Below are 23566 nucleotides of genomic sequence, written 5' to 3' on the forward strand. Positions count from 1 at the left end.
GTCTCCCCCAGCGGTGCGGCGCCGTCAGAGGATTCGGACCATTGCCTCCTCGGGCATGATGACGACGTGAAGACGCGCGGCTCGCGGCAGGTCTTCCTCGGCGTGCTCGCCGTGGCCGTCCTCGTGCTGGCCTGGGTCGTCGTGCGGGCCGCGCAGGGTCCGTCCGCGCCGTCGGGCTCCGCGGCACCCGGCGCCTCGTCGACCGGCCCGTCCGTCAGCGGCACTGCCGGGTCCGGCGCCACCGACCCCGCCACCGACCCCGTCTCGGGACTGCCCTGGGTCGCCGAGTCGGCCCTGCCCGCACCGGCCCGCGAGACGCTCGCGCTGATCCGCGCCGGCGGCCCGTTCCCCTACCCCCGCAGCGACAACCGCACCTTTGACAACCGCGAACGCCTCTTGCCGCCGCACACGACCGGCTACTACCGCGAGTTCACCGTCGTGACACCGGGATCCGCCGATCGCGGGGCCCGGCGCATCATCACCGGCAGCAGTGGCGAGCGATACTGGACCGACAACCACTACGGGTCGTTCAGGCGGATCAGGGAGGGCACGTGACGACGTTCCTGGGCCGGCACAGCGAGGCCGAGGACCACATCGCCCAGCTCGCCTGGCTCGGCCACGACGTGCGCGTCGTCTCGGGCGGGGACGACAAGGCGGGCGTGCTCGACGCCTTCGCGACGGGGCTCGAGCTGCCGGACTGGTTCGGGCACAACTGGGACGCCCTCCTCGACGCGCTGCGCGACCTCGACGGCGCGCGCGGCGTGCCCATCGAGCTCGTCTGGGACCACGCGGCCACCCTCCGCGAGCAGGACCGTGGGGCCTACGACACCGTCGTCGAGATCCTCGAGCAGGCCGCCGACGAGCGCGACGACCTCCGCGTCACCGTCATCACCCGCTAGCCGCCCCATCGGCCGGGCTCGCGTATGCCGGCACGCCAGCCCGCGCGCGACGGCGCGGGCGCGCAGGCGCCAGGGGACGGCATACGCCATCGGGTGGGACGGCTCAGGAGACGAAGACCCTGTCGTCGATGAGCCGCTCGGTGACCTCCTGGCCCTCCGTGTGGAAGCGGCCGTGCTCGAAGTCCTTGGCGAACTCGAGCTCGAGGTGGGCCCTGCCGTGGCGGTTCTTCTCGACGCTGACGACCGACCAGCCCCGGAAGCGCTGGATGTTGCCGAGGTTGTAGACGAGGTGCTCGCGCGAGACGACGTCGACCTTGTCGTTGACGATGAGGACGACATCGGCCTCGAAAGCCAGGGCCGATGACCCCCGCAGGTCGTGGGTGCGCATCCGGTGACCGGAGGCGAGGGCCTCCTTGTCGGCTGCCGAGATGGCGACGACCGGCACCCGCGCGGACAGGGCGAGGTCCTTGAGCCCCTCGGCCACTGCGGTGATGCGCGCGTCCTCGTCGGCGCGCTCGGCGGGCACCTTCTGGATGTAGTCGAGCAGCACGAACGGCGCCTGGCCGGTGGCCTCCGTGACGCGGTCGACGGTCTCGCCGATCGTGGCAAGCGTCGTCGTCGCGCCGGACGACTCGTGGATCTGGAGCCGGTCGCCGTAGCTGCCGAGCGCCGCGAGGGCGCGTTGGCCGCCGGGCAGGCTGCCGAGCACGGTGTCGAGCGAGCCGCCGAGGTCGGCCGTCTCGAGCGCGCGCCGCACGTCGATGACCCCGGCCACCTCGCCCGGGTCGCCCTCGGCGGCCTCCATCGAGATGAGCCGCTCGAGCAGCGTGTGGCTCTCGTGCTCGTAGGACAGGACGAGGGCGCTGGCTCCGGCGGCGACGACGTTGCGGGCGAGCTGGAGGCCGATCGTCGTCTTGCCGTGGCCGGCCGGACCGCCGAGCAGGACGAGCTCACCGGAGCGCAGCCCACCGGTCAGGACGGCGTCGAGCGCCGGGAAGCCGGTGGGCCACACCCGCGCGCCGGCGGCCGACCCACGTCGCAGGACGTCGTCGGTCTCGCTGAGCAGGGCGGCGAGCGGGCGCAGGGAACCCGCGTCGCGGGGGCGGGCTGGTGTCACCATGCGCAGATTGCACCACAGGGCGACCGCGTGCCGGGCCGGTTCGGTGAATGTCCCGAGAGCGCGGGGAGGCTGGCCGGGCGGTCCGTCAGAGGGCGATGCCGACGTACTTCGTCTCGAGGTACTCGTCGATGCCCTCGAAGCCGCCCTCACGCCCCACGCCGGACGCCTTGACGCCGCCGAAGGGGGCCGCCGGGTTGGAGACGATGCCCTGGTTGACACCGACCATGCCGTACTCGAGCGCCTCGCTCATCGTGATGGCTCGCGAGAGGTCCTGGGTGAAGAGGTAGGCGACGAGGCCGTACTCGGTGTCGTTGGCGAGGCGGATGGCCTCGGCGTCGGTGCGGAACGTCGTGACGGGCGCGACGGGTCCGAAGATCTCCTCGCGGGCCATGTCGGCGTCGGTCGGCACGTCGGCGAGGACGGTCGGCTCGTAGAACCAGCCGGCACCCTTGGGCGCCGAGCCGCCGACGAGGACCTTCGCGCCCTTGGCGACGGCGTCGTCGACGAGGGCCGACACCTTGTCGCGGGCCTTCTCGTCGACGAGGGGGCCGACGTCGACGCCCTTCTTCGTGCCCTTGCCGAGCGTCAGCGCGCCCATCCGGCGGGCCAGCTTTGCGCTGAACTCGTCGGCGAGCGACTCGTGGACGTAGAAGCGGTTGGCCGCGGTGCACGCCTCCCCCATGTTGCGCATCTTGGCGAGCATCGCGCCGTCCACGGCCTTGTCGACGTCGGCGTCCTCGAAGACGAGGAAGGGCGCGTTGCCGCCGAGCTCCATCGAGACGCGGAGGATGCCCTGCGAGGCCTGCTCCATGAGCGAGCGGCCCACGGGCGTCGAGCCGGTGAAGGTCAGCTTGCGCAGGCGCGGGTCGCGGATGAGCGGCTCCATGACGTCGCCCGTCGTCGCGTGCGTCGTCATGACGACGTTGAGCACGCCGTCGGGCAGCCCGCACTCGCGGAGGAGGTCGGCCAGGGCGAGCATCGTCAGGGGCGTCTGACTGGCCGGCTTGACGACCATCGTGCAGCCGGCCGCGATGGCCGGGCCGATCTTGCGGGTGCCCATCGCGAGCGGGAAGTTCCACGGCGTGATCATCAGGGTCGGGCCGACGGGCTGCTTCATCGTCATGAGCCGGGTCGCGCCGTTGGGGGCCGTCGACCAGCGACCCGAGATGCGCACGGCCTCCTCGGAGAACCAGCGGAAGAACTCGGCGCCGTAGGCGACCTCACCGCGGCTCTCGGCGAGCGTCTTGCCCATCTCGAGGGTCATGAGCATCGCGAACTCCTCCGCGCGCTCGGTGATCTTCTCGTAGGCCGCCCGCAGCAGCTCGCCGCGGTCGCGCGGCGCCGTGCGCGCCCAGTCGGCCTGCGCCGCCACGGCGGCGTCGAGGGCGGCCCGGCCGTCGGCGACCGAAGCCGCCGCGACGTGGGTCAGCACCCGGCCGCTCGACGGGTCGTCGACCGCGATGGTCTGTCCGTCGCCGCCGTCGCGCCACTGCCCGCCGATGAGCAGGCCCTTGGGCACCGAGTCGATCACTGACTTCTGCGTCAACGCTGCCATGCGTGAAACCCTATTCCTGTCGTCGTGGCCACCGTCGAGCCCCTGTCCGTGCGAGCGGGCTCAGCGCTCGTCGATCCCCCACGGGGAGCCGTAGCCCTCGGGCTTGGGCGCCGCGAGGAGGTCGAGGAACGGGACGGCATCGAACGCCTCGGGCCCGAGGACTCCCGCAGCCTGCCACGTGCCCTGTGCGAGCAGCTCCAGCGCGACGACCGGGTTGACCGCCGTCTGCCAGACGACGCACTGGGCGTCGTAGCCCGCCATCGTCTCGGCGTTGTCGACGACGTGGTAGAGGTAGGTCCGCCTCGGACGGCCGTCCTTGCCGGTGCCGGTCACGAAGAGGCCGGCGCACGTCTTGCCGGTCATCCGAGGCCCGATCGTCGCGGGGTCCGGCAGGGCGGCAGCGACCACGTCGCGGGGCGAGACCTGCACGCCCTTGACGGTGATGGGGTCGGTGCGGTCGAGTCCGAGGGTGTTCAGCACCTTGAGGATGCCGATGAACTCGTCGCCGAGGCCGTACTTGAAGGTGACCCGCTGGGCATCGACCCAGCGGGGCATGAGGAGCACCTCCTCGTGCTCGACGTTGACGCACTCGACCGGCCCGATGCCCTCCGGGAAGTCGAAGACCTCGGGTTCGCTGAAGGGCGCGGTCGTGAACCAGCCGCGGTCCTTCTCCCACACGACGGGCGGGTTGAGGCACTCCTCGATCGTCGTCCACATCGAGAAGCTCGGGGCGAAGATCTCGTTGCCGTCGTCGTCGTGCACGACGAGGTTGGCACCGTCGCGCGTGCCCAGCTCGTCGATCTGCTCGAACAGGTGGTCGGCGGCATACCGCGCGAAGACGTCGGAGAGCCCTGGCTCGACGCCGATCCCGACGAGCGCGAGGCGACCGTCGGCCTCCCACTCCCCGGCCACGGCGAACTGCTCGTCGCCGAGCATGACGCCGACCTTCTCGTAGGGCTGCTCGGGGTGACGCTGCGACAGGCTCATCGCCATGTCGAGGTAGTCGGCCCCGGCGGCCTTGGCACCGTGGAAGATCGGCATGTTGAACTTCGGGTCGACGGCATTGAAGACGTGGGTCGCCGCGTGCTCGCGGGCCAGCGCCGTCACCGCCTCGGCCGACGAGGCGTCGACCTGGGCCGCGACGAAGCGCGTCTCTCCCGAGTGCCGCCCGGCGACCGCCGCGACCGTGCGCTCAGCGCGCGTCACGTCGTAGTCGGCGACGACCCAGCGCTCGAAGAAGCCACGCTCGGCGGCGATGCGCGCAGCGGCGTCACCGACCCCGCCGGAGCCGATCATGAGGACACGCATGGGCATTCAGACCACCTGACGGTTGCGCCGGCTGGAGATGAGCTGGCCCACCATGACGACGACGAGGGCCAGCAGGAACATCACCGTGCCGATGACGTAGACCTGCACCGGAACACCACGAGCCGATGCGCCCCAGACGTACATCGGGAAGGTGATCGAGCTCGGGCTGGCGTTGAAGTTCGTGATGATGTAGTCGTCGAAGCTCAGCGAGAAGGCCAGCAAGCCACCCGCGGCGATGCCGGGCGCTGCGAGCGGCAGCGTGACGCGCAGGAACGTCTGCCTGGGGTTCGCACCGAGATCGGCCGCGGCCTCCTCGAGCTTCGGATCGAGCGTGGCCACCCTCGCCTTGACGGCGACGACGACGAAGGACACGCAGAACATGATGTGCGCGATGAGGATGGCGGTACGTCCCGAGGGCACCCCGAGCATGAGGAAGAGCGTCAGCAGGCTCGAGCCCATGACGACCTCCGGCGTGGCCATCGGCATGAAGATCAGCAGGTTGGTCGCGGACCGTCCGCGGAACCGGTAGCGGCCGAGGGCGAAAGCGATCATCGTGCCGAGCACGGTGGCCGCGAGGGACGCGATGACCCCGACCTGCAGGCTGAGACCCAACGACTCGCAGATGCCTTGTGCACCACAGGGATTCGTCCACGCCTCGGTGGAGAACTCGTTGAAGTTGTAGTTGTACTTGCCCTTGGGGTCGTTGAACGAGAAGGCCGCGACGATTACGTTCGGCACGAGCATGTAGACGAGGACGGCCAGGGCTGCGAACGCGATGAGATGCTTCTTGACCCACGTCATCAGAGCAGCTCCTCCGTTCCGGCCCGGCGCACGTAGACCGAGACCATCGTGACGATGATGATGAGCAGGATGAACGACAGGGCAGCCGCCAACGGGTAGTCGAGCACCCTGAGGAACTGGCTGTCGATGACCGAGCCGATCATCGTCGTCTGCGTGTTGCCGAGGAGCCGGGCGTTGATGAAGTCGCCGGCGGCCGGGATGAAAGTGAGCAGCGTGCCGGCCACGACGCCCGGCAGCGACAGCGGCCAGGTGACCCTGCGGAAGGTCTGCCACGCCGACGCGTAGAGGTCGCCTGCCGCCTCGATGAGACGCGGGTCGAGACGTTCGAGCGAGGTGTAGAGCGGCAGGATCATGAAGGGCAGGAAGTTGTAGGTCAGGCCCATGATCACGGCGAACTTCGACGACAGCAGGGAGTCGTTGGACGTGAGGCCGACGGCCTGGAGGAAGTCGGTGATGTGCAGCTTCTGCGCCCACTCCGTGACGAACCAGTCGTCCGAGAGGATCGTGCGCCAGGCCAGCGTCCGGATCAGGAAGCTCGTGAAGAACGGCGCGATGACGAGCACGAGGATGAGGTTCTTGTAGCGACCGGCCTTCTGGGCGATGAAGTAGGCCAGCGGGTAGCCGAGCAGGAGCGCCAGCACGGTGGCTGTGCCGGCGTAGACGAGCGAGCGTACGTACTGGGGCCAGTACTGCTGCAGGGCGTCGACGTAGATCCCGACGTTGCCGGTGAACACGTAGCCGTCGTCGACGTTGCCCTCCTGCAGCGACTGCGACGCGAGGGTGACCATCGGCAGCACGAAGAAGACGACGAGCCAGAGCAGACCCGGCAGGAGCAGCGCGTACGGCACCCAGCTGCGACGCCGCCGGCTCGGTGCCGCCGCAGACCCCGTCGACAGGACGGCGGCCTCAGCCATGGTCTTCCACCAGCTCCGCCCCGGCCGCGGCGTCCTGCGACGCGTCGAGGGCGAACCCGTGGTGGGCCGCCCACGAGACCGAGACGGTCTCGCCGAGCACCGCCCGGGCCGACCCGTCGTTCTGCTGCACGACGATGAGCTCCTGCCCCCAGGGCATCTCCACGGCGTACTGCGTGGCGACACCGCTGAAGGACACGTCGCGGACGATGCCACGCAGCTGGTTGGGACCGCCGGCCTCCCCCAGCCGCAGCTTCTCGGGGCGCACGCCGAGCCACACGTCGTCGACCCCGTAGGGCAGGTGCTCACGCGAGACCTCGAGGTCGGTGTCGTGGACGCGTACCGTGACGATCCGGTCGGTGCCACCGGGGTTGACCTGGGCGCGCACGAGGTTCGACTGGCCGAGGAAGTTCGCAACGAAGGTCGATCGCGGCTGCTCGTAGAGCGTGGCCGGGTCACCGAGCTGCTCGATCCGTCCGGCGTTCATGACCGCGATGGAGTCGGCCATCGTCATGGCCTCCTCCTGGTCGTGGGTGACGTGGATGAACGTCAGTCCGACCTCCTGCTGGATGCGCTTGAGCTCCATCTGCATCTGCCGTCGCAGCTTGAGGTCGAGCGCACCGAGCGGCTCGTCGAGCAGGAGCACGTCGGGGCGGTTGACGAGGGCACGGGCCAGCGCGACTCGCTGCTGCATGCCGCCGGACAGCTGGGTCGGCTTCTTGTCGGCCACCTGTCCGAGCTGGACGAGCTCGAGGATCTCGCCCGCCTTGGCCTTGGCGTTCTTGTCACCGCGGCGACGCAGTCCGAACATCACGTTGTCCATCACGCTCATGTGCGGGAAGAGCGCATAGCTCTGGAAGACGGTGTTGACGTTGCGCTGGTAGGCACGCGTCTCGGTGATGTCGGTGTCGCCGATGTGGATGCGGCCACCGGACGGCTCCTCGAGACCGGCGATCATCCGCAGGGTGGTCGTCTTGCCGCAGCCCGACGGGCCGAGCAGGGCGAAGAACGACCCCTGGGGGATCGTGAGGTCCAGCGGGTGGACCGCGGTGAACGTGGCGAACGACTTCGTGAGGGCGACGAGGCTGAGGTCGCCCTTCTCCTGGCCGGCCATCATGCCGTCGTCAGGGCTGAGAACAGCTTGTTGTACTTGTTCTCCTCGGCAGCCGTCAGGCCACGGAAGACCTGGGCGCGCGACATCACCTCGGGCGTCGGCACGATGAGGGGGTTCTTGCCGAGCTTGGGATCGAGCTTCGTCAGCTCCTCCGCGGTGCCCTTGACCGGGGAGATGTAGTTGACGGACGCAACGACCTGCGCCATGACGGCCGGGTCGTAGTAGTAGTCGATGAGCTTCTCGGCGTTCTTCTTGTGCTTGGCGAGCGCGGGGATGACGAAGTTGTCCGACCAGAGGGTGAAGCCCTTCTGCGGCAGGGCGTACTGGATGTTGGGGTCATCGAACTGCAGCTGGACGACGTCACCGGTCCACGCGGCACAGGCCGCGATCTCGCCCTTGGCCAGACCCTCGGTGTACTCGTTGCCCGTGAACCGCAGGATCTGCCCGGCGTCCTTGGCCTGCTGGAGCGTGGCGATCGCGGTGATGAAGTCGTCGTCGGTGAACTTCGAGATGTCCTTGCCCTGCTCCATCATGACCAGGCCCACCGTGTCGCGCATCTCGGTCAGCAGCGTCACCTTGCCCTTGAGGGCCGGGTCGGTGAGCAGCTGGGTCATCGACTCGACCTTCCTGCCGCCGGTCGCCTTGAGGTTGTAGCCGATGCCGGCGAACCCGCTCTGCCACGGGACCGAGTAGAGCCGGCCCGGGTCGAACTCGACGTTCGTGAGCGAGTCGCTGAGGTTAGCCACGTTGGGGATGTTGGCACGGTCGAGCTTCTGCACGAACCCTTGTCGGATCAGCCGGGCGACCATCCAGTCGGTGCTGCACCAGACGTCGCGACCGGTGTCCTTGCCGCCCTGGAGCAGCGGACGCACCTTGGCGTAGAACTCGTCGTTGTCGAGATAGTCCTCGGTGTAGTTGACGGCGATCCCGGTCTTCTTGGTGAAGGCCTCGAGCGTGGGCCGGGTCTTGCCGTCCGAGCTGGTGTCGATGTACTCGGTCCAGTTCGACCAGTTGACGAGCTTCTCCGTGTCGGACATGTCAGGCGCGGCGGAGGCCAGCGGTGCGATCGTGCCACCCAGCGTGCCGCCCCCGGAGGAGGACGGGTTCTTCCCCGCCGATCCGCAGGCTGCCAGGAATGCCGCTGCACCGACACCGGCGGCGCCCATCATGGCGCTGCGCCGGCTGACGAGACCGCGCATGAGGGCAGCACGCAGGATCGGGTTGTCCTTGTCGAAGGAGCTCTCGTTCATGGGTTCATCTCCAGAGGTTTCGTGGGGCTCGGGCGGTGGAGGGATCGACGTTGACCCGAGACGGTGCTGCGGTGGAATGCCTCGTCCGACAGACGAGCTGGCGCCGTCCGGGTCGGACGGCGCGACGCTCACGAGTCGATGTTGGCCATGACGTGCTTGATGCGGGTGTAGTCCTCGAGCCCGTACATGGACAGGTCCTTGCCGTAGCCGCTGTGCTTGAAACCCCCGTGCGGCATCTCGGCGACGACCGGGATGTGGGTGTTGATCCAGACGCACCCGAAGTCGAGCCGCTTGCTCATGCGCATGGCCTTGCCGAAGTCACGCGTCCACACCGACGACGCGAGGCCGTACTGCACGCCGTTGGCCCACGCGAGCGCCTCGGCCTCGTCGCTGAACTGCTGCACCGTGATGACGGGTCCGAAGATCTCGTTCTGGATCTGCTCGTCGTCCTGGCGCAGGCCGGCGAGCACGGTGGGCTCGAAGAAGTAGCCCTCGCCGAGACCCTCGGCACGGCGACCGCCGGCCTCGATGCGGGCGTGGTCGGGCAGGCGGTCGATCATCCCGCCGACGTGCGCCACCTGGTTCGGGTTGTTGACGGGGCCGAAGAGGGCGTCGGGGTCGTCGGGCATGCCGACCTTGGCCGAGCCCTTGGCGTACTCGGCGAGTGCGGCGACGAAGTCGTCGTGGATGTGGGGCCCGGCGAGGACACGTGTCGCGGCGGTGCAGTCCTGTCCGGCGTTGAAGTAGCCACCGATCGCGATGCCCTCGACGGCCGCCTCGATGTCGGCGTCGTCGAAGACGATGACCGGCGCCTTGCCACCGAGCTCGAGGTGGACGCGCTTGAGGTCGCGCGATGCGCTCTCAGCGACCTGCATGCCCGCGCGCACCGAGCCGGTGATGGCGACAAGGGCAGGAGTGCGGTGCTCGACGAGCATGCGTCCGGTCTCGCGGTCACCGGTGATGACGTTGAAGGTGCCCTCCGGCAGGAACTCCGAGGCCAGCTCGGCGAGGAGCAGGGTCGTCTCGGGGGTCGTGTCGGAGGGCTTGAGGACGATGGTGTTGCCCGCGGCGAGCGCCGGGGCGATCTTCCACATCGCCATCATCATCGGGTAGTTCCACGGCGTCACCTGGCCCACGACGCCGATCGGCTCGCGGCGGACGAAGGACGTGTGGCCCTTCATGTACTCCCCCGCAGACTTGCCCTCGAGCACCCGCGCGGCCCCGGCGAAGAAGCGCAGCTGGTCGAGCATCGGAGGGATCTCCTCGCTCTGCGTCAGGGCGTGCGGCTTGCCGGTGTTCTCACCCTCGAGGCGGATGAAGTCGTCGGCCCGGGCCTCGATGGCGTCGGCGAACTTCAGCAGGGCGGCCTGCCGTTCGGCGGGTGTCGTGTCACCCCACGTCTCGAACGCGGTGGCCGCGGCGGCATAGGCCCGGTCGACGTCCGCCTGGGAGCTGACGGGGGCCGTGGCCACGACCTGTGCGGTGGACGGGTCGACGACGTCGGTCGTCGCGTCGCCGTCGGGGTCGACGTACTGGCCACCGATGAAGTTGCGGAGCTGGCGCGGCTGCGAAGTCATGCGGGAATGCTAAACGCATACCTTCGCAATCGTGAAGACTTGTCGAGATAAAACTTCGGAATCAGTTGTGCAGGGACTTGCCAACAGCGTGTTCCACAGGTCAGTATCGGCCCATGACGACGATCCGAGGTGTGGCCAACACCGGGGGCAACGCGGCCAGGAAGCCCTCGGTCAATCTCGACGACGTGAGCAAGACCATCATCGAGCTCCTCCAGCACGACGGGCGCAAGTCCTACGCCTCCATCGCCCAGGAGGTCGGGCTCTCCGAGGCCGCGGTGCGCCAGCGGGTGCAGCGACTCCTCGACGCCGACGTCATGCAGATCGTCGCTGTGACGGATCCGCTGCAGGTCGGCTTCCAGCGCCAGGCGATGGTCGGGCTGCGGGTGTCCGGAGACATGACGTCGGTCGCCGACGCGCTGACCGACATGGAAGAGGTCTCCTACGTCGTCACGACGGCCGGGAGCTTCGACGTCCTGGCCGAGGTCGTCTGCGAGAACGACACCCACCTGCTCGAGCTGCTCACGACCCGCATCCGCCCGCTCCCGGGCGTCACGGCGACCGAGACGTTCGTCTACCTGAAACTCAACAAACAGCTCTACAACTGGGGTACACGATGAGCATCAACCCGAACGAGGTCTGGGAACCCACCTCGGACCACCGCACGCCCATGGGCACCCTCCACTCCGAGGCCGCCCGCGACCACCTGTGGATGCACTTCACGCGGCACTCGGTGTTCGAGGACCGTACCGAGGGCGGTCTCGGCCACACCGTGCCGATCATCTCCAAGGGCCAGGGCTGGAAGATCTGGGACGACCGCGGCAACGAGTACATCGACGGGCTCGCCGGCCTCTTCGTCGTCCAGGTCGGACACGGCCGTGAGGAGCTCGCCGAGGCCGCCGCCAAGCAGGCCAAGGAGCTCGCCTTCTTCCCGCTGTGGAGCTACGCGCACCCCAAGGCGATCGAGCTCGCCGAGCGCCTCGCGAGCCACGCTCCCGGCGACCTCAACCGGGTCTTCTTCACGACGGGCGGCGGCGAGGCGGTCGAGACCGCGTGGAAGCTCGCGAAGCAGTACTTCAAGCTGACCGGCAAGCCGACCAAGCACAAGGTCATCTCGCGCGCCGTCGCCTACCACGGCACGCCCCAGGGCGCCCTGTCGATCACCGGCATCCCCGCGGCCAAGGAGATGTTCGAGCCGCTCGTGCCCGGTGCGCACAAGGTCCCGAACACCAACCTCTACCGCGCCCCCGAGCACCTGCGCGACGACGAGAAGGCTTTCGGCCGCTGGGCCGCCGACCGCATCGCCGAGGCCATCGAGTTCGAGGGTCCCGACACCGTGGCCGCCGTCTTCCTCGAGCCGGTCCAGAACTCCGGTGGCTGCTTCCCGCCGCCCGCCGGCTACTTCGAGCGGGTCCGCGAGATCTGCGACGAGTACGACGTCCTCCTCGTGTCCGACGAGGTCATCTGCTCCTTCGGCCGCATCGGCTCGATGTTCGCGTGCGACGACTTCGGCTACGTGCCCGACATCATCACGTGCGCCAAGGGCATGACGAGCGGCTACTCCCCCATCGGCGCGATGATCGCGAGCGAGCGCCTCTTCGAGCCGTTCAAGCACGGCACGACGTACTTCCCGCACGGCTACACCTTTGGCGGCCACCCGGTCTCGGCCGCGGTCGCGATGGCCAACCTCGACATCTTCGAGCGCGAGGGCCTCAACGACCGGGTCAAGCAGAACGCCCCGATCTTCAAGGCGACGCTCGACAAGCTGCTCGACCTGCCCCTCGTCGGTGACGTCCGCGGCGCCGGCTACTTCTACGGCATCGAGCTCGTCAAGGACAAGGCCACCCGCGAGACGTTCAACGACGCCGAGTCCGAGCGGCTGCTGCGCGGCTTCCTCTCCAAGGCCCTCTTCGATGCCGGCCTCTACTGCCGCGCCGACGACCGCGGCGACCCCGTCATCCAGCTCGCGCCGCCGCTCATCATGGGCCCCGAGCAGTTCGACGACATCGAGTCGCGGCTGCGCTCGGTGCTCACCGAGGCCGAGAACCACCTCTGACGCCAGCCCTCACCCCTGCCTGCGCACGCCGTGGGGGTGTCGCCGGCCACGAAGCCACCCGTTCGCGGGTGGCTTCGTGCGTGGGTGGGCTGAAACGGGCCGGAACGCTCGCCCGTGCCGTTCGTTGGGGTAGGTATCCGACGAGTGCGACGCCGACGCACCGCCGACGAAGGAGAAGACATGGGATTCCTCGACAAGCTCCTGGGCCGTGAGCCCCTCCAGCAGCAGCAAGCCCAGCACCCGCCCACCGGGGCGCCGTATGCCGTCGCGCCGCCGCGCGGAGGCGCGTCGTCCGAGGACGAGCGGGCCATCGCCCGCTACACGTACCTGCTGCGCACCGCGCCGCCTGAGGACATCGAGAGGGTGCACACCGAGGCCTTCGCGAAGCTCTCCCCCGAGCAGCGCCAGATGGTCCTCCAGCGTCTCAACGAGGACCTCCCCGAGGGTGAGCGCCCGCGCAGCGACCAGCCGGCCGACCTCGCCCGCAGCGCGACCCGCGCCGAGATGAGCCGTCCCGGCTACCTCCGGGGCGCGTTCGGCGGGGGCGGCGGCATGGGCGGCGGCATGGGCATGGGCGGCATGATCGGCGGCTCGATGCTCGGCACCATCGCCGGTGTCGTCGTCGGATCGGCACTCGCCGACATGATGCTCGGGGGCTACGACTCCTCGCCCGAGGCCCAGGAGGCCGGCGACGCGAGCGCCGACGCCGGCGACACGGGCGATGCCGGTGACGCCGGGGGCGACGCCGGCGACGGCGCTGGGGACGCCGGTGGCGACGCCGGTGGCTCGGACTTCGGCGACTTCGGAGGCGGGGGCGACTTCGGGGACTTCGGCGGCGGGGACTTCGGCGGCTTCTGACCCCGCTCCGCAGCCAGGAACACGACGCGGCGTTCGGTTCCCGCGGCCCACCACTCGTTCGCGGCCACGGGAACCGAATGCCTGTCGGTCCGGCAGCCTGGTGCGTCGTCGCGTGCTCAGACCCGCGCGATGGCCCCGCTCGCCGCACCCCACACGAAGGGCTGGTCATACATCCGGACGCGGTACTCGCGCACACTCGAGACGGTGTAGCGGTAGGAGTAGCGCCCGAGGTTGTCCGCGACGACGTTCTTGAGACCGTGCCACGTCCTCGTGCCCGGTGTCCGCCACTCGATGAGTCCGGTGGAGCGCCCCCACGTGCCGAAAGCGTGCGTCGACGTCCAGTAGCGGTATGAACGCGTGGACACCGTGACCGTCGTGCCTGACCGGCGCGCGGACGCATAGCTCACGGAGCCGACCCGGACGTCCATGCGTGTCGTGTTGAGATCGTTCAGGGTCAGTGGGGCCAGCGTGCGTGCGGGCGTCCACGTCCACACCCCCAGTCGCTGGGTGTCCGAGACCTGAGGCGGCTCGTTGATCCCACGTCCGGTCGCGCTGCTGTCGGTGGCGTAGATGACGGTGCCCTGCCTGACCCCTCCTGCGAGGCCTGCCCACTCGTCCCAGGTGTTCGTGGCGTACTCCCAGTCCTGGCAGTCGGTCGTCACGGACGCGGGCAACACCCGCGAGGGAACGGACAGGTTGACCTTCGGCTGGACCGCGAGGTGCGCATAGGTGCACGGCCCGAGGGTGGCCGCAGCACGTTCGGTGGCGTGGGCGATGCGCGGCATCGCCATCGACATCGCTGCGGCGAGCGCGACCGACGCCGACACGGCAGCCCGTGTGCGTGTGACCATGCATCGAGGCTACGCCTCGCCCGGACCCGTCCGCCGTGAACGGCCGAACGACCGTCAGACGCCTGCGAGCCAGTGGAAGAGCGCGGCGATCCCGAGGATCACGGGGACCGACGCGAAGGTGCTGACGAAGATGACGTCGCGGGCGAGGTTGACCTCGCGTCGGTAGCGGACGGCATACGTGAAGATGTTCTGCGCCGTCGGGAGGGCTGCGGTCACGACCACGGCGAAGAGCGCCTCGCCCCGCAGCCCGAGCGCCAGGCCGACGCCGAGCGCGACGGCCGGCATGAGCAGGGTCTTGAGGACGACGATCGTCCACACGTGCTCGGCGGTCCGCCCGGTCGCCGGGCGCGGTCCGCGCCGCAGCGAGATGCCGAACGCGACGAGCATCGACGGCACGGCCATCGCGCCGAGCAGGTCGATCGGCGCCGCGATGACGCGTGGGAGGTGGATGTCGAAGACGGCAATGAGCAGGCCGGCCACCGCTCCGAGGGTGATCGGGTTGCTGAACATCCGGCGCAGGCTGCGGCCGAGGGTCGGTCGCTCGCTACGGGCGTCGCTGTCGAACAAGGCCATGTAGACCGGCGTGATGATGAGCAGCTGCATGAGCAGCGTCGGCGCGACCCACGCGACGTCGCCGAGGACGTAGAGCGCGATCGGGATGCCGAGGTTGCCCGCGTTGACGTATGCCGCCGAGAGGCTGCCGATGAGCCGTGACCCGAGCGTGCCTCCCGCCCAACGGAACCGGGCGATGAGCAGGTAGAGGCCGACAACGATCGCAAAGCTGATGAGCGACGTGACGAGGTTGGCCGACAGGACGGCGTCGAGCGAGGTGCGCTGCATGACGGTGAGCAGCAAGGCCGGCGAGGCGACGTGGAAGGCCAGGCGCGAGAGGTTGACCTGGGCGGAGTCGTCGAGCACCCGGCGGTCGGCGAGGAGCCAGCCGACCGCGACGATGACCGCGATCGTCGCGAATCCCTCGAGCACGCCGACCATGCCGCCGATCCTGTCAGCCACGGAGCAGGCGACGACGCCCGGGTCCGCTCCTCGGCCACACGGCCGGGGCAGGATGGGGCGCATGGAGATCGAGACGCTCGACGAGCTGGACGACCACCTCGCCTCCGACGGACCGCTCCGCGGCCTGCGGCTCCAGGACCTCGACCTCACCGGCTACGGCGACCGGCTCGCGGCCTGCGGCGACCTGACGGGCCTGGTCGTCCTCGGAGGCACGGTGCCGGTCCCGGTGGCCGAGGTGCTGCTGACCCGGGGCGCGATCCTCTTCCCCGGCATCGCCGACGCCCCGGTCGACCCGTGGCGTGGCCTCTACTTCCCCGCCGACCTCTACGCCGGTCTCGAGCACGGCTATGCGGCGACGCCCGACGCGAGGGCGTACGCGTGGTTCGTCGACGCGCGGCTGCGCACCGACGCGTACGCCACCCTCGTCCGCGCGATCCACGACGACTCGGTGACGGACGAGCTCGACGAGTTCGTCCAGGGGAGATCGGTTGTCGGGATCATGGGCGGCCATGCCTTGCAACGGGACTCGGCGGCATACGCCGGCGCGGCAGGGCTGGGCCACGCGCTCGCCGAGGAGGGACACCTCGTCGCGACCGGCGGCGGTCCGGGGGCGATGGAGGCGGCCAACCTCGGCGCGCTGTGCCGGAGCGCAGCCGCCGTCGAGGAGGCCGTCGGTCTCATCGCGACCGTCCCGGACTTCCGCCCCGACGTGACGGCGTGGGCCACGACGGCGCTCGCCGCACGGCACCTCGTCATCGGGGACGAGCCCCAGGCGCCGTCCGAGACGATGGGCCCGTCAGCCCGGTCGCTCGGCATCCCCACGTGGTTCTACGGTCACGAGCCGCCCAACGTCTTCTGCGACGTCATCGCGAAGTACTTCTCCAACGCGATCCGCGAGGAGGGCCTGCTCGCCCGGTCCAACGGCGGGATCGTCGTGCTCGACGGTGCGGCCGGGACGGTGCAGGAGATCTTCCAGGCGGTGACGCCGCTCTACTACGCACCTGAGGGTGCTTCCTTGCCTCCCCTCGTCCTCGTCGGACGCGAGCACTGGACCGAGCGCGTGCCCGTCTGGCCGGCCCTGCGCGCCATCGCCGCCGGCCGCCCGATGGAGCAGGCCGTCCGCCTCGTCGACTCCGTCGACGAGGTCCTCCCGCTTCTCCCCCCGCTCCCCTGACTGATCGCCACGGCCCCACCAGAAGTGCGCCATGGCGCAGTTTCGGGGGCCTTCGACACCAGGATCCCCACCAGAAGTGCGCCATGGCGCAGTTCCGGCGAGGGCGGGTGGGTCGTAGGGTCAGGAACCGCGCAGGACAGGCGTCAGGGTCTCGAGGACCGAGGCGTCCTCGATCGTCGCGGGCACGGCCGGCGTCTTGCCGTCGGCCAGCTCACGCATCGTCTTGCGCAGGATCTTGCCCGACCGCGTCTTGGGCAGGCCGGTCACGATGTCGACCTGGTGCAGGGCCGCCACGGCCCCGACCTCTGCCCGCACCCGGGCGACGAGCTCGCGCTTGATCCGGTCGCCGTCGGTCTCGGCGTCGACTCCCGACTTGAGGACGACGAGCGCGCGCGGCACCTGCCCCTTGAGGTCGTCGTGGACCCCGATGACCGCGCACTCGGCGACGGCCTCGTGGCCGGCCAGGGCGGCCTCGAGCGACCCGGTGGAGAGGCGGTGGCCGGCGACGTTGAGGACGTCGTCGGTGCGACCCATGACGTAGAGGTAGCCGTCCTCGTCGAGGTAGCCGCCGTCGCCGGTGAGGTAGTAGCCGGGGTACGCAGACAGGTAGGAGCTGACGTAGCGGTCGTCGTCACCCCACAGCGTCGGCAGCGTCCCGGGCGGCATGGGCAGCTTGATGCAGATGGCCCCCTCGGTGCCCGCGTCGACCTGGTCACCCATCGCATCGAGCACTCGCACGTCATAGCCCGGCACGGCGACGGTGGGCGAGCCGGCCTTGGTCGGGAGCAGCCCGATCCCCACGGGGTTGCTGGCGATCGGCCACCCCGTCTCGGTCTGCCACCAGTTGTCGACGACCGGCTTGCCGAGCGCCGCAGAGGCCCACTCGTACGTGTCCGGGTCGAGCCGCTCGCCCGCGAGGAAGAGCGCGCGGAAGTGGGAGAGGTCGTGGTCGGCGACCTTGGACGCCGTCGAGTCGTCCTTCTTGATCGCGCGGAAGGCGGTCGGCGCGGTGAACATGCAGACGGCGTCGTACTCCGCGATGACGCGCCAGAACGCCCCCGCGTCCGGGGTGCCGACCGGTTTGCCCTCGTAGAGCACCGTCGTGGCACCCGTCAGCAGGGGCGCGTAGACGATGTACGAGTGCCCGACGACCCAGCCCACGTCGCTCGCGGTGAACATCGTCTCGCCCGGGGCGACGTCGTAGATGTTGGCCATCGACCACCGCAGGGCCACGGCGTAGCCACCGCTGTCGCGGTAGATGCCCTTCGGCTTCCCGGTCGTCCCGGACGTGTAGAGGATGTAGAGCGGGTCGGTGGCCGCGACCGTGACGCACTCGCCCCCCTCGCGGGCCGCGTCGCCGGACTCGAAGTCGGTCCAGTCGACGTCCCGCTCGCCGAGCTCGGCGACGAGCTGCTCGCGCTGGAGCACGACGCAGTGCTCGGGCCGGTGCGTGGAGCGCCGGATCGCCTCGTCGAGGAAGGGCTTGTAGGGCACGACGCGGCTCGGCTCGACGCCGCACGACGCCGACAGCACGACCTTCGGCGCCGCGTCGTCGATGCGCGCGGCGAGCTCCTGCGGGGCGAAGCCGCCGAAGACGACGGAGTGGATGGCACCGATGCGGGCGCACGCGAGCATCGCGATGACGGCCTCGGGGACCATCGGCATGTAGATGACGACTCGGTCGCCCTTGCCGACGCCTAGCCCACGGAGCCCGCCGGCCACCGCACGCACCCGCTCGAGCAGGACGGCATACGTCAGCGTGCTCTTCGTGCCCGTCACCGGCGAGTCGTAGTGGATCGCGGGCTGTTCCCCGCGTCCGGCGGCCACGTGGCGGTCGACGGCGTTGAAGCAGACGTTGAGCTCGGCGTCGGGATACCACCGGTAGAACGGCGGTCTCGAGTCGTCGAGGATGCGCGTCGGCGGCGTCACCCAGTCGATGCCATCGGCCGCCGCGCGCCAGAACCCCTCAGGGTCGCGCAGGCTCTCGCCGTAGATGCTGTCGTATGCCGTCGAAGCGCCGTCGCTCATGGCCTCACTGTGCCGCCGGTGGAGCCTCCGCGCCAGAGTCGGTGCGCCGGGGTGACGCATCTGACAGCCGAGCGGTCGTGATCGCGACGCACATCACGGCGGCGACGAGGCACAGCGCGCCTGCGACGTACCAGGCGAGGTCGTAGGTGCCGAGCTGGTCGCGGACGAGGCCCGCGCCGAGGGCCGCGGCTGCGGCCCCGACCTGGTGCGAGGCGAAGACCCAGCCGAAGACGATCGGCGCCCGCTCGCCGTATGCGGTGCGGCACAGGGCCATCGTCGGAGGCACGGTCGCGACCCAGTCGAGCCCGTAGAAGAGGACGAAGGCCAGCATGTTGACGTGCATCGAGTCGCTGAAGAGGGCGGGCAGCAGGAAGAGCGAGCCGCCGCGCAGGGTGTAGTAGGCGGCCAGCAGGATCCGTGGGTCGACCCGGTCGGTGAGCCAGCCGGAGAAGACCGTCCCCACGATGTCGAAGACGCCGACGAGCGCGAGGAGGCCGGCGGCTGTCGTGGTCGGCATGCCGTGGTCGTGGGCCGCCGGGATGAAGTGCGTGCCGACGAGGCCGTTCGTCGAGGCACCGCACACGGCGAAGCTGCCGGCCAGCAACCAGGACACCTTGGTGCGGGCGGCGTCACGCAGCGTCGCGAGGGCCAGCTGCGCCGGGTGGCCCGTCGGTCGGGGTGGACGACCCACCGGAGTGCCGGACGGTGCGCCGTAGGCCGTGATGCCGAGAACGCTCGGGTGGTCGTGCAGCTTCCAGAGCACGAGCGGGACGACGGTCAGGGCCGCGGCCGAGGTGGCGACCGCCGCGGTGCGCCATCCGTGGTTCTCGGCGAGCCACGCCAGGACGGGCAGGAAGACGAGCTGGCCCGTGGCACCCGCGGCCGTGAGCACGCCGGTGACGAGGCCGCGCCGCTCGACGAACCAGCGCCCGGTGACGGTCGCGACGAGGCTCATCGCCATGGCGCCGGTGCCGAGGCCGACGACGATGCCCCAGCACAGGACGAGCTGCCACGAGGCGGTCATCCAGATGGGCAGCAGGGAGCCCACGCTGACGAGCACGAGGGCGACGGCGACGACCCGCTGGATGCCGAGGCGCTCCATCAGGGCCGCCGAGAAGGGCGCAGCCAGCCCGAAGAGGACGAGGTTGACGGAAACGGCACCGCCGATGACGCCCATCGGCCAGCCGAACTCCTCGTGGAGCGGCGTCATGAGCACGCCCGGCGTCGAACGGAATCCCGCCGCGCCGATGATCGTCAGGAAGGTGACGACGGCGACCCACCAGGCCGGGTGGATCCGGTGGGCGGATCGGCCCGGGGTGCCGGTGGGGTCGGGTGTGGCGTCGTCGGGGACGTCGTCGCGGCGGTCGGTCAGGCTCACCGACCCACTGTGCAGGATCGGAGCTCGCCACGACGAGTGGCCGGAAGGACATCATGTGCAAGGATCTGGCCATGACCGCAGCGCTTTCGCGACCGCACCGCGTCGCCGTCCTGGCCCTTGACGGCGTCGTGGCGTTCGAGCTCGGGCTGCCGCACCGCTTCTTCAGTGCGAGCGCCCTCGACCCCGGCTGGCCCGGCCGCCTCACCGGCGCTGCCCCGCCTTACGAGGTGTCGATGTGCACGCTCGACGACGGCCCCGTCATGACGTCGGCCGGCTACGCCGCCCTGCCGACACACCCGAACTCCGTTGTCGCGCAGGCTGACACGGTCGTCATTCCGGGCATCACGAACACCGCCGTCGTCACGCGGGGCGAACTGCCTGCCCGTCTCGTCGCGCTCGCCGGCACGGCCCGACCCGACGCGCGGTGGCTCTCGATCTGCACGGGCGCGTTCGTCCTCGCGGGCCTCGGCAAGCTCGACGGGCGCGAGGCGACGACGCACTGGGTCTACGAGGACCTCTTCCGCCGTCACTTCCCCGCCGTCCACCTCGACCCCGACGTGCTCTACGTCGACCACGGCGACGTCCTCACGTCCGCCGGCAACGCCGCGGGAATCGACCTGCTGCTCCACGTGCTGCGCACCGACCTCGGCACCGAGGCCGCGAACCGGGTCGCCCGTGGCGCGGTCGTCGCGCCGTGGCGGGCGGGAGGGCAGGCCCAGTTCATCGAGCGACCCGTGCCCGACGCGTCCGACGCGGGCACCGGGTCGACGCGGACGTGGGCCCTCGAGCACCTCGGCGAGCCGATCGGCCTGGCTGACCTGGCCCGGCACGCCGGGATGAGCGTGCGCACGTTCACGCGGCGCTTCCGCGAGGAGACGGGCGAGACGTCGGGCACGTGGCTCGCACGGGCTCGCGTCGACCGTGCCCGACACCTGCTCGAGTCGACCGACCTGCCCGTCGACAGGGTGGCCGCCGCGGCCGGCTTCGGCACGAGCGCCTCGCTGCGCCAGCACCTCGCGGCCGCCGTGGGACTCTCGCCCCTCGCCTACCGTCGCACCTACCGAGCAGAACCGGCCTGAACGGCCCCGCCCACGGCGATCATGCCCGCGCCGCTCCCGCGCCGACGAGGTCCGAGCGGGCCGCAGCGCCCGGGATACGGCCCCCTGTCAGGTCGCGAGCGGCAGGTGCGGGTGCTTCGGCGAGCGGCCCTGGAACGACAGGATCGCCGGGTTCTGGATCTCGCCGTCCCGGATCTCGATCGCCCGCCGGACCGTCGAGTTCGCGTCCCACGCGTCGGGCCCGCCCATGACGGTCGGCAGGAAAGGCAGCAGCGCCTCGCTGATCTCCCACGTGGCAGCGTCCCAGAGGTAGGACGGGCTGTGGTCGACGGCGTAGTAGAGCACGTGGTCGCCGACGAGGAAGGTGGGGTCGGTGAAGGTCGTCGGCTTGGCCCAGCTGAAGCCCATGCCCTCGTCGCACGACACGTCGATGACGATGCTTCCCGGCGTCATCCGCTTGAGGTCGTCGTCCGTCATGAAGGTGATCGGGGCGTCGGTGTCCTGGAGCACGCAGTTGACGACGATGTCGTGCTCGGCGAGGAACTCCCCGAGGGCCACCGCCCCGTCCTCGGTGACCGCGTGGCTGACGCGCGCCGTCGTGTCGTCGGTGTTGAAGTGCACGATCCGCGCCGAATGGATCGGCGAGGCGACGGCCGCCTTCTGGCGATGGGTCAGCACGTCGACGTCGCCGATCCCGAGCGCCTTGAGCGCGGTGACGGCCCCGCGGGCCGTGGCGCCGAAGCCGATGACGACGGCACGGCGCTGGGGGCCGTAGTCACCGGTGATCCCCGCGATCTGGAGGGCGTGGAGCACCGAGCAGTATCCGGCGAGCTCGTTGTTCTTGTGGAAGACGTGGAGGCTGAACGAGCCGTCCTTGTTCCAGTGGTTCATCGCCTCGAAGGCGATGAGCGTCAGCTCCCGGTCGATGGCGACCTGGGTGAGCTCGGCGTCCTGCACGCAGTGTGGCCAGCCCCAGAGCACCTGGCCGACGCGCAGGGCCGAGATGTCACGGAGCAGGGGCTTCGGGGCGAGGATGACATCACACCGCTCGACGAGCTCCTCGCGACCGAGGAACCCGCCGACGTAGCGCTCGAGCTGGTCGTCGGAGACGCCGTGTCGTTCGCCGTAGCCGGTCTCGAGGAAGATCCGCCCGCGCAGCTCCTCGGGGATGCGCTCGACGTGCTGGGGGTGCAGCGGCAGCCGGTGCTCGTTCTCCTTGAGGGACCGGGCCATGACGCCGAGGCTGAGCTGGACCATGCGAGGACCTCCTGGTGGGGTCGTCCCGCGCTCTGCCCGGCGACTGGTCGCCAGTTGCCCGAGCCGGGCACGACCCCGTCAGCGTACGCGGGTCAGGCCGTCGAGGCGGCGAGCTGGCCGCAGGCCCCGTCGATGTCCTGGCCGCGGGTGTCCCGGATCGTCGTCGGGATGCCGTGGGCGCGCAGGCGCTCGACGAAGTTCTGCTCGACGCCGGGGCGGCTCGCGGTCCACTTCGAGCCGGGCGTCGGGTTGAGCGGGATCGGGTTGACGTGCACCCACCCGCGACCCCGCCGGTTGAGCTTCTCGCCGAGCAGGTCGGCGCGCCAACCCTGGTCGTTGATGTCGCGGATGAGGGCGTACTCGATGGACACGCGACGGCCAGTGGCCTCGAAGTAGCGGTAGGCCGCGTCGAGCGCCTCGTCGACGGACCACCGGGTGTTGATCGGCACGAGCTCGTTGCGCAGCTCGTCGTCGGGGGCGTGCAGGGAGAGGGCGAGGGTCACCGGGATGCCCTCGGCCGTCAGCTTGTCGATGCCGGGGACGAGCCCGACCGTCGACATCGTGATGCCGCGGGCCGACATGCCGAGGCCGTCGGGCGCCGGGTCGGTGAGCCGGCGGATCGCGCCGATGGACGCCTTGTAGTTGGCGAGGGCCTCGCCCATGCCCATGAAGACGACGTTGCTGACGCGCAGCGGTGCCTCGCGGTCCTCGTCACCGCCCCCGGCGAGCTCACCCCGTCGCAGTGCCCGAGCCGCCCAGACGACCTGCTCGACGATCTCACCGGCGGACATGTTGCGGGTCAGGCCGGCCTGGCCGGTCGCGCAGAACGGGCAGTTCATGCCGCAGCCGGCCTGGCTCGAGATGCAGATGGTGACGCGCTTGGGGTAGCGCATCAGCACGGACTCGACGATCGCGCCGTCGTGCAGCCGCCACGCGTACTTCATCGTCTGGCCGTCGTCGGCGACACGCTGGACGATCGGCGTCAGCAGCGTCGGCAGCAGGCCGGCGACGAGCTCGGACCGCACGGCCTTCGGCAGGTCGGTCATCTGCTCGGGATCGTCCTCGAGCCGCTCGAAATAGTGGGTCGAGAGCTGCTTGGCTCGGAAACCCTTGTGCCCCAAGGACTCGACGGCCTCTTTGCGTTCGGCCGGCGTGAAGTCGGCGAGGTGCCGCGGCGGCTTGCCGCGACGCGGCGCCTGGAAGGTGAGCTGTCCCGGCACGGGGCGGGCGGTCGTCGGCTCGGGCAGCACGACGGGCGTCGGCACGGAAGCGCTCTCGGGGGCGGACTCGGACGCGGGGGCTGGGGTGTCGGTCATCTCCCCACCAGTCTCTCAGGTGGAGTCAAAACGGGTCGCCCCGA

General features: G+C 70.2%; 21 protein-coding genes. 7 read left to right on the forward strand and 14 right to left on the reverse strand.

Features of this window, described 5'->3' with window-relative positions:
- Positions 1-66: 66 nt before the first annotated feature.
- The gene (locus tag NR112_RS02605) at positions 67-555 is read left to right on the forward strand and encodes a ribonuclease domain-containing protein (RefSeq protein ID WP_256792420.1); all 489 of its coding nucleotides are present in this window, start codon (positions 67-69) and stop codon (positions 553-555) included.
- Positions 552-899: a barstar family protein gene (locus NR112_RS02610; RefSeq protein WP_256792421.1), complete on the forward strand. Its 348-nt coding sequence runs from the start codon at positions 552-554 to the stop codon at positions 897-899. The genes NR112_RS02605 and NR112_RS02610 overlap by 4 nt, the downstream gene beginning before the upstream one ends.
- Positions 900-1002: 103 nt before the next feature.
- Here NR112_RS02610 and NR112_RS02615 read toward each other — a convergent pair whose 3' ends face one another.
- From NR112_RS02615 to NR112_RS02650, 8 genes are all read right to left on the reverse strand, one after another.
- On the reverse strand, positions 1003-2019 hold the full coding sequence (locus NR112_RS02615) for a DnaB-like helicase C-terminal domain-containing protein (RefSeq protein ID WP_256792422.1): 1017 nt from the start codon (positions 2017-2019) through the stop codon (positions 1003-1005).
- A gap of 85 nt (positions 2020-2104) precedes the next feature.
- Positions 2105-3574, reverse strand: coding sequence for an NAD-dependent succinate-semialdehyde dehydrogenase (locus tag NR112_RS02620; protein WP_256792423.1), 1470 nt, complete (start codon positions 3572-3574; stop codon positions 2105-2107).
- Between the two features lie 60 nt (positions 3575-3634).
- Positions 3635-4882 (reverse strand): saccharopine dehydrogenase family protein, encoded by a 1248-nt coding sequence (locus NR112_RS02625; protein WP_256792842.1) that lies wholly within the window; start codon positions 4880-4882, stop codon positions 3635-3637.
- A gap of 6 nt (positions 4883-4888) precedes the next feature.
- Positions 4889-5683 carry an ABC transporter permease gene (locus tag NR112_RS02630; RefSeq protein WP_256792424.1) on the reverse strand — a complete coding sequence of 265 codons (795 nt, stop codon included), beginning with the start codon at positions 5681-5683 and terminating at the stop codon, positions 4889-4891.
- Positions 5683-6597: an ABC transporter permease gene (locus NR112_RS02635; RefSeq protein ID WP_256792425.1), complete on the reverse strand. Its 915-nt coding sequence runs from the start codon at positions 6595-6597 to the stop codon at positions 5683-5685. The genes NR112_RS02630 and NR112_RS02635 overlap by 1 nt, the downstream gene beginning before the upstream one ends.
- Positions 6590-7708, reverse strand: a complete 1119-nt coding sequence (locus tag NR112_RS02640; protein ID WP_256792426.1) for an ABC transporter ATP-binding protein — start codon at positions 7706-7708, stop codon at positions 6590-6592. The genes NR112_RS02635 and NR112_RS02640 overlap by 8 nt, the downstream gene beginning before the upstream one ends.
- Positions 7708-8958, reverse strand: coding sequence for a spermidine/putrescine ABC transporter substrate-binding protein (locus NR112_RS02645; protein ID WP_256792427.1), 1251 nt, complete (start codon positions 8956-8958; stop codon positions 7708-7710). The genes NR112_RS02640 and NR112_RS02645 overlap by 1 nt, the downstream gene beginning before the upstream one ends.
- A gap of 128 nt (positions 8959-9086) precedes the next feature.
- Positions 9087-10535 carry a gamma-aminobutyraldehyde dehydrogenase gene (locus NR112_RS02650; protein ID WP_256792428.1) on the reverse strand — a complete coding sequence of 483 codons (1449 nt, stop codon included), beginning with the start codon at positions 10533-10535 and terminating at the stop codon, positions 9087-9089.
- A 113-nt stretch (positions 10536-10648) separates the two neighbouring features.
- Here NR112_RS02650 and NR112_RS02655 point away from each other — a divergent pair, with 113 nt between their 5' ends.
- The 3 genes from NR112_RS02655 to NR112_RS02665 all read left to right on the forward strand — a co-directional run bounded on the left by NR112_RS02655 (position 10649) and on the right by NR112_RS02665 (position 13446).
- The gene (locus NR112_RS02655; protein ID WP_256792429.1) at positions 10649-11152 is read left to right on the forward strand and encodes an Lrp/AsnC family transcriptional regulator; all 504 of its coding nucleotides are present in this window, start codon (positions 10649-10651) and stop codon (positions 11150-11152) included.
- On the forward strand, positions 11149-12588 hold the full coding sequence (locus NR112_RS02660; protein WP_256792430.1) for an aspartate aminotransferase family protein: 1440 nt from the start codon (positions 11149-11151) through the stop codon (positions 12586-12588). The genes NR112_RS02655 and NR112_RS02660 overlap by 4 nt, the downstream gene beginning before the upstream one ends.
- Before the next feature lie 180 nt (positions 12589-12768).
- Positions 12769-13446 carry a hypothetical protein gene (locus NR112_RS02665; protein ID WP_256792431.1) on the forward strand — a complete coding sequence of 226 codons (678 nt, stop codon included), beginning with the start codon at positions 12769-12771 and terminating at the stop codon, positions 13444-13446.
- Positions 13447-13562: 116 nt separating this feature from the next.
- On the opposite strand, the gene NR112_RS02670 is transcribed toward NR112_RS02665, so the two are convergent.
- Both NR112_RS02670 and NR112_RS02675 read right to left on the reverse strand, forming a co-directional pair.
- Complete coding sequence (locus NR112_RS02670; RefSeq protein WP_256792432.1) at positions 13563-14297, reverse strand: hypothetical protein; 735 nt, start codon at positions 14295-14297, stop codon at positions 13563-13565.
- 54 nt (positions 14298-14351) lie between these two features.
- Positions 14352-15311 (reverse strand): AEC family transporter, encoded by a 960-nt coding sequence (locus NR112_RS02675; protein ID WP_256792433.1) that lies wholly within the window; start codon positions 15309-15311, stop codon positions 14352-14354.
- 61 nt (positions 15312-15372) lie between these two features.
- On the opposite strand from NR112_RS02675, the gene NR112_RS02680 reads away from it, so the two are divergent.
- Positions 15373-16485, forward strand: a complete 1113-nt coding sequence (locus NR112_RS02680) for an LOG family protein (protein ID WP_256792434.1) — start codon at positions 15373-15375, stop codon at positions 16483-16485.
- Between the two features lie 120 nt (positions 16486-16605).
- On the opposite strand, the gene NR112_RS02685 is transcribed toward NR112_RS02680, so the two are convergent.
- Both NR112_RS02685 and NR112_RS02690 read right to left on the reverse strand, forming a co-directional pair.
- A complete protein-coding gene (locus NR112_RS02685) occupies positions 16606-18513 on the reverse strand; it encodes an AMP-binding protein (RefSeq protein ID WP_256792435.1) in 1908 nt (635 codons plus the stop codon).
- Positions 18514-18517: 4 nt separating this feature from the next.
- A complete protein-coding gene (locus NR112_RS02690; RefSeq protein WP_256792436.1) occupies positions 18518-19891 on the reverse strand; it encodes an MFS transporter in 1374 nt (457 codons plus the stop codon).
- A gap of 71 nt (positions 19892-19962) precedes the next feature.
- Here NR112_RS02690 and NR112_RS02695 point away from each other — a divergent pair, with 71 nt between their 5' ends.
- Entirely contained in the window at positions 19963-20970 is a 1008-nt protein-coding gene (locus NR112_RS02695; protein WP_256792437.1) for a GlxA family transcriptional regulator, read from the forward strand.
- 87 nt (positions 20971-21057) lie between these two features.
- Here the strand turns inward: NR112_RS02695 and NR112_RS02700 are convergent, their stop codons facing one another.
- Both NR112_RS02700 and rlmN read right to left on the reverse strand, forming a co-directional pair.
- Positions 21058-22206 carry a N(5)-(carboxyethyl)ornithine synthase gene (locus tag NR112_RS02700; RefSeq protein ID WP_256792438.1) on the reverse strand — a complete coding sequence of 383 codons (1149 nt, stop codon included), beginning with the start codon at positions 22204-22206 and terminating at the stop codon, positions 21058-21060.
- A 92-nt stretch (positions 22207-22298) separates the two neighbouring features.
- A complete protein-coding gene (rlmN, locus tag NR112_RS02705) occupies positions 22299-23522 on the reverse strand; it encodes a 23S rRNA (adenine(2503)-C(2))-methyltransferase RlmN (protein WP_256792439.1) in 1224 nt (407 codons plus the stop codon).
- Positions 23523-23566 lie beyond the last annotated feature (44 nt).

Source organism: Terrabacter sp. Ter38 (assembly GCF_024519435.1).
Classification (GTDB): Bacteria; Actinomycetota; Actinomycetes; order Actinomycetales; family Dermatophilaceae; genus Terrabacter.